This window comes from Yersinia sp. 2466 StPb PI, from assembly GCF_041538325.1.
GTDB lineage: Bacteria > Pseudomonadota > Gammaproteobacteria > Enterobacterales > Enterobacteriaceae > Yersinia > Yersinia enterocolitica_E.
On sequence record NZ_JAULSL010000001.1, the window covers coordinates 1,930,583 to 1,949,857 of the forward strand.

The following is a 19,275-nucleotide window of genomic DNA, read 5'->3' on the forward strand; positions in this document are numbered from 1 at the left end:
GTTAAATCTGTTTATTTTGAAATGCGCTATAAAGCTGTGTTATTGCATTACCAAAAGCTTCTTCTGATTCATCTGCGTCAATATCTTCCTCCACTAATTGCCGCCTCATGGTATTGCCATTAGGGCGTAAGATTTCTACCACCCTTGACTCTGGCGGAGCGGGTGGAACGGTATCAGGCATAAGTTCTGCGGCTTCCAGCGTAGACATTCTTTTTTGTGCTGCTGCCGCTTCTTTAGTTCGTTTAATAAATTGAGTGCGATTTCGTTTATGTTCACGCGCCGCTTGAGTATCACCAAAGCCTACATTTTCAATACATTGAGCTTCGCCAATAAATCTGCCATCCAGCGTGTAGCACAGAACGCTGTTATGCAGGTTTTGTGGATCAAAACGGATAATGACTTTATTCGGTTTCATGCCAATCAGACGTTCACTGTAATAACGGTTACGACGCTGATTAATTTTCCCACCGGCTTCCATGACAAATGTGCCAGATTCACTGATTCGAACCGCTTCTGCTGGCAACAACAATAAGCGGCGCTGTTCAGCGGTAGCCTTGCGAATTAGGCTCTGCTGATAGCTTTCTTCAAACGCCTGATCAAACGACATAACACCACGGCAAATCTCGGTTTGGCGATTAGGGCGACGATTCCAAAAAGCTATCCCCTCAGCTAATGCCTTGAGGAATATATCGGCATCAACGGCCCGTTCACCGTAATTATCGGGCTTATCCATTGGGTTATCGCCGGTATGAGCGCCTGATAATAAAGGATGTTTATCTACCGTTTCACCCAAGCCACCATGCGAGAACGCACGTTCTACTGGCTTAGCCTGACCATGACCACGGCCAAATAGGACGCTAGTCCAATGCAGTTTGATACCTAGCAATGGGATAATCCCCATAGGGTCATCTTCTTTAACCTTGAATCGATAACGGTTAGGAACACCACCCGTAAGCCACTTGTTTGCCGCTGCGCGGGTGTTATCAATGGTCAGTTGTTGCGGTATACCGTAGTTTTCTATCAAGTCGGAAAGTGAAAGCCGAATTGAATCAGAGTTCTCACTTACATCTGTACGCCAAGCTAATATTTTACGGGTGCGTATATCTTGCCAAATCCATGTTTTCGGCCGCAGTATTTCGCCGTTATGCCAACGAACAAATACGTTATGTTGATATCCATCGCCATTTACCCATTCCATGGCGGTTAGATCAGCGACAGTACGCTCTTGAGCTGGGTAAAGACGCATGACAGCATGTTGCCCTTCGCGTAAAAGAACTCGCTGTTCAACGGGGATTTCGCGCTCCATCTTGCGGCGCATAGAAGACATGCTTGGAATCATCCAGCCATGAGAAAGCGCAACTTCCTCCAATCGAGCAAATGCGGTACGGAAAGCTGGGCGCTCGGGACGCAGAAAATCTGCTAAAAAGAAATCCCAGGCTTCCAGATCACAATCAGCTTCTTTCTTTTTCCGTGCTTCAATGCTTTTTCCGTACTGGCCAATCAAAGCCGCCATCCAGTCTTCACGGGCGAATTTACGTGCTGTGTAGTACCAGCGACGAATTGAAGCTACAGAAGCACCATGTGTTTCAGCCACAGCATCAAAAGCAGTAACAACATCAATGCCGGTGTCAGTCAATGTCGCCACCGCCTGAACAGCCTCGGTTTTCTTTTGCGCAGCATTGCGTTGCTTTTCTGTTGCTATATCCCAATCACGCCACAAAAGCTCACGACAATAGTTATTAACCGGCTCAGATTTCGGTAAGAAAAAAGGTTTGTTATTAATTTCAACCGCACCACGGGCTTTCAATACCATTGACCTGGCAACCGGCGATAAGCAATTAATATGGTACTCAATCGCTTTTGAACCCTGACGCTTGCGCATCTGGCTCTCAGTGGCATTCTTTTTCAAACGATTACTGATATTGAAGGGTGCCGTCGGCATATTCGGCAGACCGACGCATTCTTGTGCTGTTAGCCAAATATCCATTGGTTCAATCCGTAATCTGTTGTGGATAACGGCTTGGCCAGATCACCGCTGGCGAAACCTTGAGAACATCAGCAACCATCTGCTCATATTTCGGACACTTACGGTCTAACACATTCCGTAAGGTATCTTGGTTTAATCCGGCTTCACGTGACAGCTTGCGTAGATTTGTACCCCGAATTTCTAACTCAGCGCGTATTTTTGCGCGATGCCAATCAAGGCTACCTTGCGCTTGTTCACCCATCATGCGATCCTCACTGGTTTGTATGCAGGCCGATAACACACGCGCGTTATCGGTATGCATACAATACTAGGGTATAAAAACACGCCTGTAAAGTTTTAAGCGTGTTTTTATACGCGATGATATTTTTCAGTTTAAATTGGATGGTGCTAGATATGGCGGGAAGTAACACTGAAAAGCACGCTGATAATGATAAAAGTACAGAGCATACTTTTAGTGAGCGTGGAATAACACGCTTTGGTGAGAGGCTTACGCAGGTGATCAATGGGGAGTCATACAAGTCATTTGCGAAAAAATGTGAAATGTCAGACAAAGCAATCAGAGACTATGTTAGTGGCAAGACATACCCAGCCTTAGACCGTATCGCTCATATAGCAAAAGTAGCAGGTTGTTCATTTGAATGGCTAGCTACGGGCATTAACCCTCAAGCATTGGTAGTTGATGCTATCCAGGGCGTTAAATCTATCGATGAATCAGATTGGTCTAGGACGCAAAAAGATCTCTCAAATATTTTGGGGAGACTGACAGAAGATGAACAAGAGAAAATCATTCAGCATATAATAAAAAATGGAACTAACTCATTGATTCCAGAAGAGTTAAATCAGAGGGCTATGGCGATTGCGAGTCTCGTGATATCTCTGTCAGACAAAGACCAGAGAGAGATATTGCACCTCATTGAAACGAAAAAACTTGGCTCATTGTTAGATAATACACTGAAAAGTAACAAAATATAATCTAGCCCAAAGATTATAAATACCTTGGGTTAGATTATTTTATTTATGGATGTGTAAAACATTCTAAGGTTTGAATTTCGATTGGCGTGCTTTTAAACGCGGTTTAAAGAGTGTTTATAGCTTTACGTTATTTCTCACAATAAATGGATTTTTTTATAACGAACCAAAGTTTTCTCATTTTATTATTTTGGCTTTAAACTATGATTTGCTAGAAGCTGCTTCGAACAAACCCAGTACCCACAAGGCCTTGAGCCATATCCGCCAAATCCCGAAAAATTCCGCCAAATCCCTTATTTCTTTTTCATTCTTTCTGGATCAATACACCGGCTGCGTATTTCGTTCGGTGTTGCCCCCGGTTAATGCTGCTCCCAGCAAAGAACAGATGAGTGCCAGCCCCGAACCTTTATGTTCGCCGAATGCCCGCAGTGCCCCAAAGGGTTCTTCCATCAAATAACGTGGGTCGACCGTGGGCATGCCTTGGTGGTCTACCGCGCAACCAGGCTCTAATTGGCGCCCCTCATTCCATGCAATACGTGCTTTATTACCCGCAATAACGCTAGTGGCAAAGTCCAGAATGATTGGCTCGCCGGATAATAAGGGAACGCCTGCGCAGAAGGGATTGGTTCCTAGTCGGGCTGATTGCCCTTGCCAGGGGATGACATTGGCACGATTGTTTACATTCGCAAAATGCAATGAGACTAACCCCGCCGCAGCAGCTTGTTCAGCCCAGGCACCGATGCGGCCTAAGTGGTGTGCATTTGCCAGACTCAAAACCGTGACTCCGTGCTGTCGGGCGCGTTCAATACCCAGTTCAATCACTTGTTTTCCAATGACCTGGCCGAAGCCATGCTGCCCGTCAAATGAAATCAACGCTCCAAAATCTGTGGTGATTTTAACCTTTGCTGCAGGATTTAATCCTCCCTCATGAATTGCTGCGATATAGCGGGGCAACATACTAACACCGTGGGAGTCATGGCCTTTGAGACTGGACTCCACCAAATTATCAGCCACGTTAGCGGCGATGCCTGAGTCTACTGAAATATCGACCAATCGATCATGCAGATATTGCCGAAGAAAATGATGACTGAAAACGGGCATTTCTAGCTCCGAAAATAATAATGGAATATCGGGAACTATAACGCTTTCAATGTTCGATACATATATAATATATAGCTATCGTTAGCTTAAAATAAGCTACAAACTTTAAATGTTAATGTGATATTAATTTTTATCATCGCTCTGTGCTTTTTATTAAATATCGCATCTACCTTATTCCAAAAAATAATTTATAAATGGCGTCATTTACCCCCTAGGATGATTAAAGTTTTAATTCGGACATATAAGAGGCAGGGAAATGAATAAGTCACTAACAGAAAAACGGATAAAAAAAGTTACAGGTATATTTGCGTTCACTTGTCTTGCTCTAAGTACCTTTGGTGCACATGCAGAAGGGTCTATTAGTATTGCACAGCAGTTTGGTATTGGTTATCTGATTCTTGATGTGGTGCGTGATCAACAACTGATAGAAAAGCATGGTAAACAGCAAGGGCTGGATATTAACGTTGACTGGCGCACTATCTCGGGAGCAACAGGAATGAATGAGGCACTGCTTTCTGGTGCTCTTGATGTTGCGGCAGCGGGTGTACCCCCGATGCTTACCGTGTGGGATCGTACCCGTGGGCGTCAGAATGTGAAGGCGATATCGTCACTGGGTTCGATGCCGAATTACCTGCTGAGCAACAATCCAGCAGTAAAAAAGATAGCAGATCTTAGTGAAAAAGACCGTATCGCGGTACCGGCTGCCGGTGTGGGTTTCCAGTCCCGTACCCTACAAATTGAAACCGCCAAACTGTATGGCAATAGCGATTATAAACGCTTTGATACCATCACGGTAAGCTTGCCCCATCCTGATGCCAATGCCGCGTTGATTGCCGGTGGCTCTGAAATTTCTGCTCATTTTTCCAGCCCGCCGTTCCAATATCAGGCGCTAGAGCACGGCAACGTACATAAGATTCTTAGCTCCTATGACGTTCTGGGAGGGCCGGCAACATTTAATGTGCTATACACCACGCAAAAATTTCATGATGAAAATCCTAAAACCTATCGGGCTTTCTATGATGCGCTGGCTGAAGCTTCTCAGATAGTTAAAGCCAACAAAGCCGCAGCGGCTGAAACTTATATTCGGGTAGAAAAGTCGCGTTTATCACCTGAATTGGTGAAGAAAATCGTTGAAGACCCAGAAATTGATTTCACTATCACACCACAGCGCACCTATGTGTACGCTGACCAGTTGCAGCAATTAGGTATCCTCAAGAATAAAGCCGACTCGTGGCAGGACTATTTCTTCGCCGAAGCTCATAACGGGGCCGGTAGCTGAGTTGTTGGTTTCTTTGGAAAACGCTAAACAGACGGTCTTTTTCCCAATTACGCCGGAGGGGGCATGAGCCGCATCATTAATGAAATATCACCACAGCCGTTATTACAGGCTGCGGGTGTGGGTTTGGAGTATCGAACCCGCCAGAAACGAGTTCGTGCAACACATGACGTCAGTTTTGATGTCTATCCTGCCGATCGTTTTGTTCTGCTGGGGCCATCGGGTTGTGGTAAATCCAGCCTGCTTAAATCGATTGGCGGTTTTCTGCCGCCGGTTGACGGAGAGATACGCCTTGACGGTGAGGTCATTGTGGAGCCGGGGCCGGACCGCATGATGGTATTTCAGGAGTTTGATCAATTGCCCCCGTGGAAAACGGTGCTGGAAAATACGCTGTTCCCGCTGGTTGCCAGTCGTCAGGCTACCCATAAGCAAGCACGAGAGCGGGCATTACACTACCTGGATAAAGTGGGGCTTGCCGGATTTGCCGATGCTTATCCGCATATGCTATCGGGCGGTATGAAGCAGCGGGTAGCCATTGCTCGCGCATTAGCGATGCAGCCCAAGGTATTACTGATGGATGAGCCTTTTGCCGCGCTTGATGCACTGACGCGCCGTAAAATGCAAGAGGAGTTACTGGTGCTGTGGGAGGAAATACGTTTTACGTTGCTATTTGTGACTCATTCTATTGAGGAAGCGCTGGTGGTTGGCAGCCGGATATTACTGCTGTCACCACATCCTGGGCGGGTTTGTGCCGAGGTGAATAGCCATCAGTTTTCTCTAGCTGACTACGGTAGCGATGAGTTTCAATTCGCCGCACAGCGTATCCATCATCTGTTGTTCCCCACTGAGCAAGCACAAGTTGCTCCGTCGATCCCACTGCAAGGTAAACCATATGAGCACTCAACCCCCGATCCGCTGCGAATATCAGCGTGAACTGGCCCCACTACCAGAAGTGGTGTTGACCCAGCCATTGCCCATTATTACCCGCTGTTGGAACCAGCAGTGGCTACGCCAGTTGACGGTATTACTGGTATTACTGGCGCTGTGGGAACTGGCTGCACATTTGCAGAATAATGACCTAATGTTCCCGGGATTTATGCAAACACTACGGGCATTTACCCAGGATATGGCCAGCGGCGAGTTGCCCGCTAAGGTTGCTATCTCGCTCAGCACCCTTCTTAAAGGGTATGCCATAGGTAGCGTGTTTGCATTAGGGCTAAGTGCTTTAGCGGTGTCGACCCGTTTTGGTCGGGATCTGCTTAATATTCTAACGTCGATGTTTAATCCGTTGCCTGCTATTGCACTACTGCCTCTGGCGTTGCTGTGGTTTGGGCTGGGAGAAAAGAGTCTGGTTTTTGTGTTAATCCATTCGGTGATGTGGCCGATGGCGTTGAATACCTATGCCGGTTTTCTCGGTGTTTCGGACACATTACGGATGGCCGGTCGTAACTATGGGCTACGCGGTGGGCGCTATGTGGCTCATATTCTTATCCCGGCAGCACTGCCTTCTATTTTGTCAGGACTTAAAATCGGCTGGGCCTTTGCATGGCGCACGCTCATTGCCGCAGAGCTGGTTTTTGGTGCGTCTAGCGGTCAAGGCGGGCTTGGCTGGTATATCTTCCAAAATCGCAATGAACTGTATACCGATAGGGTATTTGCCGGTCTGGCGACCGTAATCGTCATTGGTTTACTGGTCGAAGTGCTTATCTTCGCCACTATAGAGAAACTGACCGTCAAGCGCTGGGGTATGCAGCGCTAATACTATTTACAGGAGTTAACCATGCTGGCAATTAAAACCCCACAAAATTACCTGAATCAAGATGGCGTGACTGAGAAAGTGGGGCAGTTTATTGCACCACTGGCTCAGAAGGTGCTTATCGTGACCAGCCCACGCGCCTGGCAGTCGGTGGGAGTAAGTGTGATAACGAGCCTGCAACGACATCATATCTCTTTTCATATCAGCTATTTGCCAGGAGATTGTACCCGTACAGCTATTGATGCATTGGTTGTACAAGCACAGCAACTAGGCTCAGAACTTATTCTGGGGGTAGGCGGTGGTCGAGTATTAGACAGTGCGAAAGCGGTAGGGGAGACATTGGGGCAATTGCCGGTCATCACACTACCGACAATAGCGGCGACCTGTGCAGCATGGTCACCGATTAGCGTTATTTATGATGAGGCTGGGGCACATATCGGCCCTTTATCCTTAACGCGGTTACCGGTCTGGGTATTGGTCGATAGCCAGACGATTGCCAGAACAGCGCCACGCTACCTGAATGCAGGTATCGTCGATGCATTAGCTAAATGGTATGAGTTTCTTCCTTATCTGCGAAAGGGTGATGATGGATTGGCACTGATACTAAAGTCACAGGTCGCGAAACAGGCACTGGATACCTTTAATACCTATGGACAGCAGGCTATCGCAGCTAATCAACGCCAGGAAGTCAGTGTTGCACTGCGTAAAGTGATCGATGCAGTTATCGCACTGGCAGGCTTAGCCAATAGCATGGCTGATGATATTCCACGAATCGGAATTGCTCACGCGATCCATAACAGCATGACCCATCTGCCAGAGCTTCACCATTGGCTACACGGTGAGAAAGTCGGCTTCGGGCTGGTGGTACAGTCATTTATCGAGCACGAGCAAGAGGCTGACCGTGATGAGTTATTGTCGTTATTACCCCGTTTTGGCTGCCCGTTGACGTTAGAAGATTTGGGACTCAAGCATAATGATGAACAGGTGAAAAAGATTGCTAAGGGCGTCGTTATTGCTCCGCATATTGCAGCACGATTACCCTTTTCGCTGGCATGGGAACGCATAGAACAGGCCCTGCTTTCTACCCAAAATTTACATCTGGAAGCCCCTTATCATTGAGTTAGGCTAGGGGACGACTGCGATATAGCTCTGTTCTGTTTGTCGGGGCTAATCGTATTCTTATTTCTGCCCCACTGACGGGGTGAGTCAACAATTTCAATGTACCAATAGCCAATTTCGTTATTTTCCTGGCAAGAAAATGGAGATATTGCAGAACACGAGCTAGGTCTGTAGCAAGCTTTTGCTTATGGTGTTGCGGTATTTGGTGCCCGGGTTGAGCAGGCCATCCAGTAATAGTGATTATTATTAAATTCAAACTTACTCAATACCTGTAATCCCAACTTACGTGAATGCGCAACGTATGAGCGATGATTTATTTCATTAATAAAGGTTATCAGAATAGGAAAGCGTGTAGACATTTTTTCCAAAGAGAAAGCAAAAAGCTGCTGAAGTACACCGCTACCGCGCATGGATTGGTCTATACAAATAGGGCCATACTGATAGGAGTTTTCGACGGACAATGTTTGTCCAGCAAAGGTATTCTCATCTAATTTATTTATCATATGTTCGAACAATGGCCAGGGAGACCAGAATTGCCAGGATGCAGCCATAACAAAAGCCACCACATTCCCCTCTTTCTTGGCGATAAATAATCCTTGTTCCTCCGTCACCAGTGATAACATCTGTTGTTGTGTCATCTGTGTGGTAACAAAACCCTCTTTTTTATCATCTTCATTAATCGTTGCTACATGGTATTTTTTTAGTAATGCCATGACTTGTTCAATATCAGTAACACTCGCCACACACAATTCCATATACATATCCTTTTTTAAATTGAGCACGTTTACCGTGCTGGGACTGTTATCCGCAGCTGTTTCTAACTTTATGTCACACTCGTAATTCAGGCTGACATTTTATCTTAAAGATGCCGTTTAGTTTTAACACGGCATAAGGTGTTTTTCCACTCTATGTCTTACGAACACTAGCTTTATGAACATGGTGACAATTTAAACTTGGTGTAAGAAAGATTAAGCAGAATTTCAGCAGTACCTGAAGACAACGGCGTTGTGTTTATATGCCCCTTCACGACCTCAGACAGAAAAATAAAATAAGCGCCTATAATTTATAAAGACATTTCAAACTCAAGAGAACAATTGGTGACATTATTTTTAACATTTGTGATGACTTTATATTTTTAGTGGCTATAAAATGAAATTTATTCATATGTATCGAAATTAAATGAGTTCAATTAAAGCTACTTGGAGTTAAATATCCGTAAACTGAATTAAAGATACCGAAAATAGCACTTAATCCTGTTAAATTGATTATTATAGTTTAAAGTTACAGAATTCTTGATTTATTTCGGTTTATTAATTTTTACTATTTAATTTCAATTAGTTATGTTTATTCTTTATTTTTCCAATCAGGGTTGGGTATGTGTTTCATTATTTGTTTTAGGAAAATGTCCGATTAAATGTCCCATTTTCTATATTATTGATGGGACTTTAAATATGTTTAGGGTGAATTGATTCGTTTTGATGAAAAAAATCAATCCTTTAGATCTATTTTATAATTTGTCGATGATACATATCAGCAGTATAAAGTCGTCATCAATTTAATTTATTGATACTCAGGGTTGAAATGCAGTGGCATAAAATAATAATTAGTGAACAGATAATCAGTGATTTTTTATAAGGGAATTTTATGAAATCAGTAGCAATAGTGATATTGATGGCCAGTACATTTTTAGGAGGATGCGCGACAAAAGAAAAAACCGAATCAGAAAAGCAAACGGCTACCATTATTAAGAACAATACAAGCAATCAGTGTGTAAACGATTTTTCAGTTCTGAAAAAATTGAACACTGATGAGTTTGGCGTTTTTAGAGGACAGTTTGAGCAGATTAATCACATGTATGCTTTCCTGGATCAGAATAGAAATATTCTTGATGATGACCCAAAACAACTTATTTCTCTGGAGTTGAATTCTAAGCTAAAAATGGTGTGTGCCAGAGTTAGGCATACTACTTTTAACGAGGTTCAAAGAAAAGTAAATGTAATCGCTAAGTTATAATTGTGATTAAAATAGTAATGTTTAATTATTCTTAATAATTAACAGGGTGGTGTTGATTTTATTTTGATGTTCATTGTTCATTAAAGCTAATTAAGATGTCTATTGTAGGGTGGTTTGGCATGCTAAATCACTCATTTTTAATTGAGGGTTATACAAAGAATAGAGTTTATATTATTGACGTTATTTTAAAGTGTGCTTGTTAATTTTAAGTTAATTAAGTGGAGGTGACGTTAATTTAAAATTACTGGGGTGATTATCTCATATCTTCATCATCATTTATGTCGTGCATATAGCGTATTCGAGTGCTAGTTGCTTGCTCTCAAAATGGAATTTTTACTCACATGAATCAATTTAATTCTAACTGCGTGTTTATGCGGGGAGTGGCATTTATCACTTTAGTGGTTCAAATATGCTTACTTCTTACCGCGACCATCACACCTATTATTTCACTGTCCGCGCATGCCGATAGCTTAGATGATGCAATGATAAATATGAGAGCATCAGATATCTTGAATGAACACACTTCGGCAGCAGTGACTATTGATTCAAGTCGATCTAAGACTCCACCGCAAGAGACAGTAAATCCTCCTATTTTTTCGCCATCTTCACCTTTAAATGAGCCCGCAGAGCCCTTGATTGCATCACAGCAAAATGGGTTACCAGATTTAGGCTCAGATAAACATGAAGTTGGCGACATCCGTACTAATAATAAATATGAGATCACGGAAAATAACGTGGCGAGTGCGTTTTCCAATTTTGGCAGTGTGATGAGCAGTAGTGAGCCTGGCAAAGCAGGCGAAAATGCAATAAAAGGCGTCTCCTCAGGTCTGGCCTCACAAATGGCTTCAGATTGGTTGGGGCAATACGGTAATGCCAGAGTGCAATTGAACTCATCAGGTACCGGTAATGCCGATGTATTGCTGCCACTAGCAGAATCAGAAAGTGCATTGTTATTTGCTCAGCTAGGGGTCCGTCATAATGGACAACGCGCCACAAACAATAGCGGCATTGGCGTACGTGGATTTACCGATGACTGGACCTTCGGTGTTAATACCTTTTATGACTATGACATGACCGGTAAAAATAGCCGTTTGGGGGTCGGGGGTGAGGCTTGGACAGATTATCTCAAATTCTCTACAAATGGTTATTTCCGAATAACCGACTGGCATCAGTCGGTATTGTCCGATATGGAGGATTATAACGAACGCCCGGCTAACGGGTTTGATGTGCGGGCAGAGGCCTATTTACCCTCTCATCCCCAATTGGGTGGACGGCTAGTCTATGAAAAGTATTTTGGTAAAGGCGTTGCATTAGGCAGTGGAAATACCAGCCCTGATGATTTAGGTCATTCACCCTCTGCCATTACCGTTGGGGTTAATTATACGCCTATTCCATTGGTAACTTTCGATGCTTCCCATAAGAAAGGGCGCAATGTCGATAATGATTTTCAGCTAGGGATCAATTTAAATTACCGTTTTGGCGTACCGTGGATTGATCAAATTAGCAAACAGACAGTTGGTTTAATGCGCAGTGTGGCGGGTAGCCGTTACGATATTATTGACCGTAATTACGATATTGTTATGCAATATCAAAAGCAGGACTTAATTCATCTGAGTTTGCCTGAGCAGATTACCGCATATGCTATGGAGGATATCTCACTAACGGCAAAAGTGGCCTCGAAATACGGGGTGAAAAATATCGTATGGCATGCCCCTGCATTGCTTGCAGCCGGTGGCAGTATAACGATGTCAAGTGTGGGAACAGTGTTAATCACTCTCCCAGCCTATCAACCATCCGTTAGCCTGAATAATTATCAAGTTAGCGCCACGGCATATGATGTCCGGGGTAATAAATCCAATACGGCTACCACAACCCTGCTGGTTGAGCGCTCTCTACATAATATTACCCTTAAACATATTGGTAATCACACAACGCTGGCCGATGGTTTATCTACGGTGGCTTTTGAAGCCACAGTGATTAATACCGCGAATAATGCTAACCAACCGATAACGGGTATGGCCGTTACGCTCAGTTCTACCCTAGGAACAATCACTCCGCAAACTGCGGCAACCGACAGTAACGGAAAGGTCAGTGGTATTGTCACAACCAGTATTCGTTCAGGGAGTGGGACAGTTTCTGCCTCCTTGATGAACGGCAACCATGATACAAAACCGGTCAGGTTCACGGCAGACAGTAGCACGGTAAGCATTATTAATGGTGACCTGACTGTCGTTCGTGACAAGGCGATTGCCAACGGCGTTGCGACTAACAGTGTGAAGGCCATTATCAAGGATGCTAACGGCAATCCAGTATCCGATCAGGCGGTCAGTTTCTACGCCAATAATAATGCTGTTATTGCCAGCAGTGGCATTACTGATGCTGATGGTAGTGTGATCATGACACTCACCAATACCATCAGTACTGTTGTTACTGTAACCGCTAGCGTCAATGGCAGTAGCCAAAGTGTCAATGTGACATTTGTTACCCCCGCCAATATTGCCAGTGGTAACTTGAAAGTCGTTACTGACGGCGCTGTTGCGAATGGTACGAAAACTAACAGTGTGAAAGCCATTGTTACTGATGGACACAATGCACCAGTATCAAATCAAGTGGTTAGTTTCAGTGTTGCCAACGGAAGCGGTGCCACGATCGCCACTCAGGGCACGACGGGCCCAGATGGTTCGGTCACGGTAATGCTTACCAGTATCAAAGCCGGTGTTGTTACTGTGACGGCAACTATTAATGGTAGTGCTCAAACGGTGGACGTGACCTTTATTGCCGATGTGAGTACTGCGCAAATCCAGACGCTAACGGAAGTCACCGCACTAAACAGTGGCATTGTGGCGAACGGCAGCCAGACCCACAGGGTACAGGCACGGGTGACGGATGCGCAGGGTAACCCGCTGGTCAATCAGACGGTAACCTTTGCTGCCAGCAGCGGCGCTACACTGGTGCCGTCGGTGGTGACAGTCACCGACAGTGACGGGTATATCCCAATGGCACTGACCAGTCTCCGGGCTGGGGTGATCACCGTGACCGCTACCCTCAGTGGGGGCAGCGGTAACAGTAAAACAGTGGATGTGGCCTTTATTGCTGATACCAGCAGTGCGCGGCTTGAAACGCTGACTGAAGTCACCGCACCGAACAGCGGCATTGTGGCGGATGGCGGCCAGACCCACCGTGTGCGGGCGCGGGTGACGGATGCGCAGGGTAACCCGCTGCTTAATCAGACCGTGACCTTTACCGCCAGTAATGGTGCCACGCTGGTGAATCAGGCGATGACGGTGACCGACAGTGATGGTTATCTCTCGATGGCACTGACCAGTACGCTGGCCGGGACTGTCACCGTTACTGCCACTCTGATTGGGGGCAGTGGCAACAGCAAAACGGTGGCTGTGGCCTTTATTGCTGATGTTAGCAGTGCGCGGCTTGAGACGCTGACCGAAATCACGGCGTCAAACAGTGGCATTGTGGCGAACGGTAGCCAGACCCATAGCGTGCAGGCGCGGGTGACGGATGCGCAGGGTAACCCGCTGGTCAATCAGACAGTGACCTTTAGCGCCGGTAATGGTGCCACGCTGGTGAGTCAAACGGTGACAGTGACCGACAGTGATGGTTATCTCTCGATGGCACTGACCAGTCTCCGGGCCGGGGCAATTCCTGTGACCGCTACCCTGATTGGGGGTAGTGGCAACAGCAAAACGGTGGCGGTGGCCTTTATTGCCGATACCAGCAGTGCACACATCGCGACGCTGACTGAAATCACGGCAGCGAACAGTGGCATTGTGGCGGACGGCAGCCAGACCCATAGCGTGCGAGCGCAGGTCACCGATGCGCAGGGTAACCCGCTGGCCAATCAGACGGTGACCTTTGCCGCCAGTAGCGGCGCTACCCTGGTGAATCAGACGGTGACGGTGACCGACAGTGACGGGTATATCCCAATGGCACTGACCAGTATCCGGGCCGGGGCGATCACCGTTACCGCCAGCCTCAGTGGAAGCAATAGCAAAACGGTGGCGGTGGCCTTTATTGCCGATACCAGTAGTGCGCGTATCACGACGCTGACTGAAATCACGGCGGCAAATAATGGCATTGTGGCGGATGGCAGCCAGACCCACCGCGTGCAGGCACGGGTGACCGATGCGCAGGGTAACCCACTGATTAATCAGACGGTAACCTTTAGCGCCGGTAACGGTGCCACGCTGGTGAGTCAGACGGTGACAGTCACCGACAGTGACGGGTATATCCCAATGGCACTGACCAGTATCCGGGCTGGAGCCATCACCGTGACTGCCCGCCTGAGCGGAAGTAACGACAAAACGGTGGACGTTATCTTTATTGCTGATGTCACTACCGCACAAATCGCCACCCTGACTGAAATCACGGCGTCAAACAATGGCATTGTGGCGGACGGCAGCCAGGTCCACAGTGTGCGGGCGCAGGTTACCGATGCGAACGGCAACCCGCTGGCTAATCAGACGGTAACCTTTAGCGCCGATAACGGTGCCACGCTGGTGAGTCAGACGGTGACGGTGACCGACAGTGATGGGTATATCCCGATGGCGCTGACCAGTATCCGGGCCAGAGCCATCACCGTGACCGCCAGTCTCAGCGGGGGCAACAGTAAAGAGGTGCAAGTGATCTTTATTGCTGATGTCACTACCGCACAGATCGTGACCTTGAGCGAAACCACCGCGCCAAACAGCGGCATTGTGGCGGATGGCAGCCAGACCCATACCGTACGGGCGCGGGTCAGCGATGCTAACGGTAACCCGCTGGCTAATCAGACGGTGACTTTTACCGCCAGTAATGGCGCCACGCTGGTGAGTCAGGCGGTGACGGTGACCGACAGTGATGGGTATATCCCAATGGCACTGACCAGTATCCGAGCCGGAGCGGTCACCGTGACTGCCAGCCTCAGCGGAAGTAACGACAAAACGGTGGCTGTCACCTTTATTGCTGATGTCACTACCGCACAAATCGCCACCTTGACTGAAATCACGGCGTCAAACAATGGCATTGTGGCGGACGGCAGCCAGACCCACAGTGTGCGGGCGCATGTCACCGATGCAAACGGCAATCCGCTGGTGAATCAGACGGTGACCTTTAGCGCCGGTAATGGCGCCACGTTGGTGAATCAGACGGTGACGGTGACCGACAGTGATGGTTATATCCCGGCGGCACTGACCAGTATCCGGGCCGGGACCATCACTGTGACCGCCAGCCTCAGCGGAAGTAACGACAAAACGGTGGCTGTCACCTTTATTGCCGATGCTACTACCGCACAGATAGTCACTCTGAGCGAAACCACCGCGCCAAACAGCGGCATTATGGCGGACGGCAGCCAGACCCATACCGTACGGGCGCGGGTCAGCGATGCTAACGGTAACCCGCTGGCTAATCAGACGGTGACTTTTACCGCCAGTAATGGCGCCACGCTGGTGCCGTCGGTGGTGGTGACGGACAGTGACGGGTATATCCCGATGGCACTGACCAGTATCCGGGCCGGGGCCATCACCGTGACCGCCAGCCTCAGCGGAAGCAATAGCAAAACAGTAGACGTAACCTTTACTGCTGATACCAGCAGTGCACGCATCGCGGCGCTGACTGAAATCACGGCGGCAAACAGTGGCATTGTGGCGGACGGCAGCCAGACCCATAGCGTACGGGCGCGAGTGACGGATGCACAGGGCAATCCGCTGGCCAACCAGACGGTGACCTTTAGCGCCGGTAACGGTGCCACACTGGTGAATCAGACGGTGACAGTCACTGACAGTGACGGGTATATCCCGGCGGCACTGACCAGTATCCGGGCTGGGGCCATCACCGTGACCGCCAGCCTGAGCGGGGGCAACAGTAAAGAGGTGGAAGTGATCTTTATTGCTGATGTCACTACCGCACAAATCGCCACCCTGACTGAAACCACCGCGCCAAACAGTGGCATCGTGGCGGACGGCAGCCAGACCCACAGTGTGCGGGCGCAGGTCACCGATGCGAACGGCAACCCGCTGGCCAATCAGACGGTGACCTTTGCCGCCGATAACGGTGCCACGCTGGTGAATCAGACGGTGACGGTGACCGACAGTGACGGGTATATCCCGATGGCACTGACCAATATCCGGGCCGGGGCAGTCAATGTGACTGCCAGCCTGAGCGGGGGTAACAGTAAAGAGGTGCAAGTGATCTTTATTGCCGATGCCACTACCGCACAGATAGTCACCCTGAGCGAAACCACCGCGCCAAACAGCGGCATTGTGGCGGACGGCAGCCAGACCCATACTGTACGGGCCCAGGTCAGCGATGCGAACGGTAACCCGCTGGCTAATCAGGCGGTGACCTTTAGCGCCGGTAATGGTGCCACGCTGGTACCGTCGGTGGTGATGACGGACAGTGACGGGTATATCCCGATGGCACTGACCAATATCCGGGCCGGGGCAGTCAATGTGACTGCCAGCCTGAGCGGAGGCAACAGTAAAGAGGTGGAAGTGATCTTTATTGCTGATGTCACTACCGCACAGATAGTCACCCTGAGCGAAACTACCGCACCAAACAGTGGCATTGTGGCGGACGGCAGCCAGACCCACAGTGTGCGGGCGCGGGTCAGCGATGCGAACGGTAACCCGCTGGCCAATCAGACGGTGACCTTTGCCGCCGGTAATGGTGCCACGCTGGTGAATCAGACGGTGACGGTGACCAACAGTGACGGGTATATCCCGGCAGCACTGACCAGTATCCGGGCCGGGACCATCACCGTGACCGCCAGCCTGAGCGGAAGTAACGACAAAACGGTGGACGTTATCTTTATTGCTGATGTCACTACCGCACAGATAGTCACTCTAAGCGAAACCACCGCGCCAAACAGTGGCATCGTGGCGGACGGCAGCCAGACCCACAGTGTGCGGGCGCAGGTCACCGATGCAAACGGCAACCCGCTGGCCAATCACACGGTGACTTTTAGCGCCAGTAATGGTGCCACGCTGGTACCGTCGGTGACGGTGACCGACAGTGACGGGTATATCCCGACGGCCCTGACCAGTATCCGGGCCGGGACCATCACCGTGACCGCCAGCCTGAGCGGGGGCAACAGTAAAGAGGTGCAAGTGATCTTTATTGCTGATGTCACTACCGCACAGATAGTCACCCTGAGCGAAACCACCGCGCCAAACAGTGGCATTGTGGCGGACGGCAGCCAGACCCACAGTGTGCGGGCGCAGGTCACCGATGCGAACGGTAACCCGCTGGTGAATCAGACGGTGACCTTTGCCGCCGGTAATGGTGCCACGCTGGTGAATCAGACGGTGACGGTGACCGACAGTGACGGGTATATCCCGACGGCATTGACCAGTATCCGGGCCGGGGCGATCACCGTGACCGCCAGCCTCAGTGGAAGCGCTGACAAAACGGTGGACGTTATCTTTATTGCTGATGTCACTACCGCACAAATCTCCACCCTGACTGAAACCACCGCGCTAAACAGTGGCATTGTGGCGGACGGCAACGAGATCCATACCGTGCGGGCGCAGGTCACCGATGCGAACGGTAACCCGCTGGCCAATCAGACGGTAACCTTTGCCGCCGATAACGGTGCCACGCTGGTGAATCAGGCGGTGACAGTGACCGACAGTGACGGGTATATCCCGACAGCACTGACCAGTATCCGGGCCGGGACAATCACCGTGACCGCCAGCCTCAGTGGAAGCGCTGACAAAACGGTGGACGTTATCTTTATTGCTGATGTCAGTACCGCACAGATAGTCACCCTGACCAAAATCACTGCGCTTAACAGTGACATCGTGGCGGATGGCAACGAGATCCATAGCGTGCAGGCGCTGGTCACCGATGTTAAGGGTAACCCGCTGGCCAATCAGACGGTGATTTTTACCGCTGATAACGGCGCCACCCTGATAAGTGAGACGGTCACTGACAGTGATGGGTATATCAGGACAGATCTGACCAATACCCGGGCTGGGGCTGTTAATGTTACCGCAACCCTGACTGGGGGCAGTGGTAACAATATGACGGTGCAAGTCATCTTTATTGCTGATGTCAGTACCGCACAGATAGTCACTCTAAGCGAAACCACCGCGCCAAACAGTGGCATCGTGGCGGACGGCAGCCAGACCCACAGTGTGCGGGCGCAGGTCAGCGATGCGAACGGTAACCCGCTGGTCAATCAGACGGTGACCTTTGTCGCCAGCAGTGGTGCCACGTTGGTGCCGTCGGTGGTGATGACGGACAGTGACGGGTATATCCCGACGGCATTGACCAGTATCCGGGCCGGGACCATCACCGTGACCGCCAGCCTGAGCGGGGGCAACAGTAAAGAGGTGGAAGTGACCTTTATTGCTGATGTCAGTACCGCACAAATCGCCACCCTGACTGAAACCACCGCGCTAAACAGTGGCATCGTGGCGGACGGCAGCCAGACCCACAGTGTGAAGGCGCAGGTCACCGATGCGAACGATAACCCGCTGGTCAATCAGGTGGTGATTTTTACCGTTGGTAATGGTGCCACGCTGGTGTCATCGGTGATGATGACTGACAGTGACGGGTATATCCCGGCGGCATTAACCAGTATCCGAGCTGGGGAGATCGCGGTGATTGCCACCCTTATCGGGGTCAGTAATGACACCAAAAAGATAGACGTGCTCTTTATTGCCGATGTTAATAGCGCGAAAGTGATTTTGGAAAAGAGCGTAGACAATCAACCTGCTGATGGGGTGGCAGATGCTGCAATAAAAGTGACGGTAACAGATGCCAACAATAATCCATTGCCAGGCCAGAATATAACCGTTGTTGCGGATAATGGCGCAATTATCAGCAGTAATAGTAATGGTACCAGCGGTGCCGATGGGACTTTTGTTATAACACTGAAAAGTTCAACAATTGGTAACAGCACGGTGACCGCAGCACTGGATAATAACAGCAGCGCAATGGTTGTGATGACATTTGTTGCTGTACCTTTTGAGATCAGATTGACCTTAACCACGGGGGGATAACCGTGCTGTAGCTGATGACACTTTATGGTGGCGGCGTTAGGTTCTTAACGCATTG

The 19,275-nt window shown here is 48.8% G+C and carries 10 protein-coding genes and 1 pseudogene; 7 read left to right on the forward strand and 4 right to left on the reverse strand.

Translation table 11 applies throughout. The annotated features are described in order from the left end of the window. Position 1 precedes the first annotated feature (1 nt). Together Q2T72_RS08760 and Q2T72_RS08765 are read right to left on the reverse strand one after the other, a co-directional pair. A complete protein-coding gene (locus Q2T72_RS08760; protein WP_050158019.1) occupies positions 2–1,987 on the reverse strand; it encodes a transposase domain-containing protein in 1,986 nt (661 codons plus the stop codon). Between the two features lie 4 nt (positions 1,988–1,991). Continuing rightward, positions 1,992–2,231 carry a helix-turn-helix domain-containing protein gene (locus Q2T72_RS08765; RefSeq protein WP_229697831.1) on the reverse strand — a complete coding sequence of 80 codons (240 nt, stop codon included), beginning with the start codon at positions 2,229–2,231 and terminating at the stop codon, positions 1,992–1,994. A 149-nt stretch (positions 2,232–2,380) separates the two neighbouring features. Here Q2T72_RS08765 and Q2T72_RS08770 point away from each other — a divergent pair, with 149 nt between their 5' ends. Continuing rightward, a complete protein-coding gene (locus tag Q2T72_RS08770; RefSeq protein WP_372568983.1) occupies positions 2,381–2,959 on the forward strand; it encodes a helix-turn-helix domain-containing protein in 579 nt (192 codons plus the stop codon). A 327-nt stretch (positions 2,960–3,286) separates the two neighbouring features. On the opposite strand, the pseudogene Q2T72_RS08775 reads toward Q2T72_RS08770, so the two are convergent. Further along, positions 3,287–4,057: pseudogene (locus tag Q2T72_RS08775) on the reverse strand (Ldh family oxidoreductase); the annotation flags it as partial. A gap of 256 nt (positions 4,058–4,313) precedes the next feature. Between Q2T72_RS08775 and Q2T72_RS08780 the strand changes: the two are divergent. From Q2T72_RS08780 to Q2T72_RS08795, 4 genes are all read left to right on the forward strand, one after another. Further along, on the forward strand, positions 4,314–5,336 hold the full coding sequence (locus tag Q2T72_RS08780) for an ABC transporter substrate-binding protein (protein ID WP_372568984.1): 1,023 nt from the start codon (positions 4,314–4,316) through the stop codon (positions 5,334–5,336). 63 nt (positions 5,337–5,399) lie between these two features. Next, complete coding sequence (locus Q2T72_RS08785; RefSeq protein ID WP_372568985.1) at positions 5,400–6,266, forward strand: ABC transporter ATP-binding protein; 867 nt, start codon at positions 5,400–5,402, stop codon at positions 6,264–6,266. Next, a complete protein-coding gene (locus Q2T72_RS08790) occupies positions 6,226–7,092 on the forward strand; it encodes an ABC transporter permease (RefSeq protein ID WP_372568986.1) in 867 nt (288 codons plus the stop codon). The genes Q2T72_RS08785 and Q2T72_RS08790 overlap by 41 nt, the downstream gene beginning before the upstream one ends. A gap of 21 nt (positions 7,093–7,113) precedes the next feature. Next, positions 7,114–8,208 (forward strand): iron-containing alcohol dehydrogenase family protein, encoded by a 1,095-nt coding sequence (locus tag Q2T72_RS08795; protein ID WP_372568987.1) that lies wholly within the window; start codon positions 7,114–7,116, stop codon positions 8,206–8,208. 185 nt (positions 8,209–8,393) lie between these two features. Here the strand turns inward: Q2T72_RS08795 and Q2T72_RS08800 are convergent, their stop codons facing one another. Then, on the reverse strand, positions 8,394–8,951 hold the full coding sequence (locus tag Q2T72_RS08800) for a GNAT family acetyltransferase (protein WP_372568988.1): 558 nt from the start codon (positions 8,949–8,951) through the stop codon (positions 8,394–8,396). A gap of 901 nt (positions 8,952–9,852) precedes the next feature. On the opposite strand from Q2T72_RS08800, the gene Q2T72_RS08805 reads away from it, so the two are divergent. Next, positions 9,853–10,221, forward strand: a complete 369-nt coding sequence (locus Q2T72_RS08805) for a hypothetical protein (RefSeq protein ID WP_372568989.1) — start codon at positions 9,853–9,855, stop codon at positions 10,219–10,221. Positions 10,222–10,955: 734 nt separating this feature from the next. Beyond that, positions 10,956–19,220 carry an Ig-like domain-containing protein gene (locus tag Q2T72_RS08810; protein ID WP_372568990.1) on the forward strand — a complete coding sequence of 2,755 codons (8,265 nt, stop codon included), beginning with the start codon at positions 10,956–10,958 and terminating at the stop codon, positions 19,218–19,220. Positions 19,221–19,275: the final 55 nt, after the last annotated feature.

Excerpts from the sequence above, each read along its gene's own strand:
- Q2T72_RS08760 (WP_050158019.1), bottom strand. The coding sequence starts at position 1,987 with ATGGATATTTGGCTAACAGCACAAGAATGCGTCGGTCTGCCGAATATG.
- Q2T72_RS08765 (WP_229697831.1), bottom strand. The coding sequence starts at position 2,231 with ATGATGGGTGAACAAGCGCAAGGTAGCCTTGATTGGCATCGCGCAAAA.
- Q2T72_RS08780 (WP_372568984.1), top strand. The coding sequence starts at position 4,314 with ATGAATAAGTCACTAACAGAAAAACGGATAAAAAAAGTTACAGGTATA.
- Q2T72_RS08790 (WP_372568986.1), top strand. The coding sequence starts at position 6,226 with ATGAGCACTCAACCCCCGATCCGCTGCGAATATCAGCGTGAACTGGCC.
- Q2T72_RS08805 (WP_372568989.1), top strand. The coding sequence starts at position 9,853 with ATGAAATCAGTAGCAATAGTGATATTGATGGCCAGTACATTTTTAGGA.
- Q2T72_RS08785 (WP_372568985.1), top strand. The coding sequence starts at position 5,400 with ATGAGCCGCATCATTAATGAAATATCACCACAGCCGTTATTACAGGCT.
- Q2T72_RS08770 (WP_372568983.1), top strand. The coding sequence starts at position 2,381 with ATGGCGGGAAGTAACACTGAAAAGCACGCTGATAATGATAAAAGTACA.
- Q2T72_RS08795 (WP_372568987.1), top strand. The coding sequence starts at position 7,114 with ATGCTGGCAATTAAAACCCCACAAAATTACCTGAATCAAGATGGCGTG.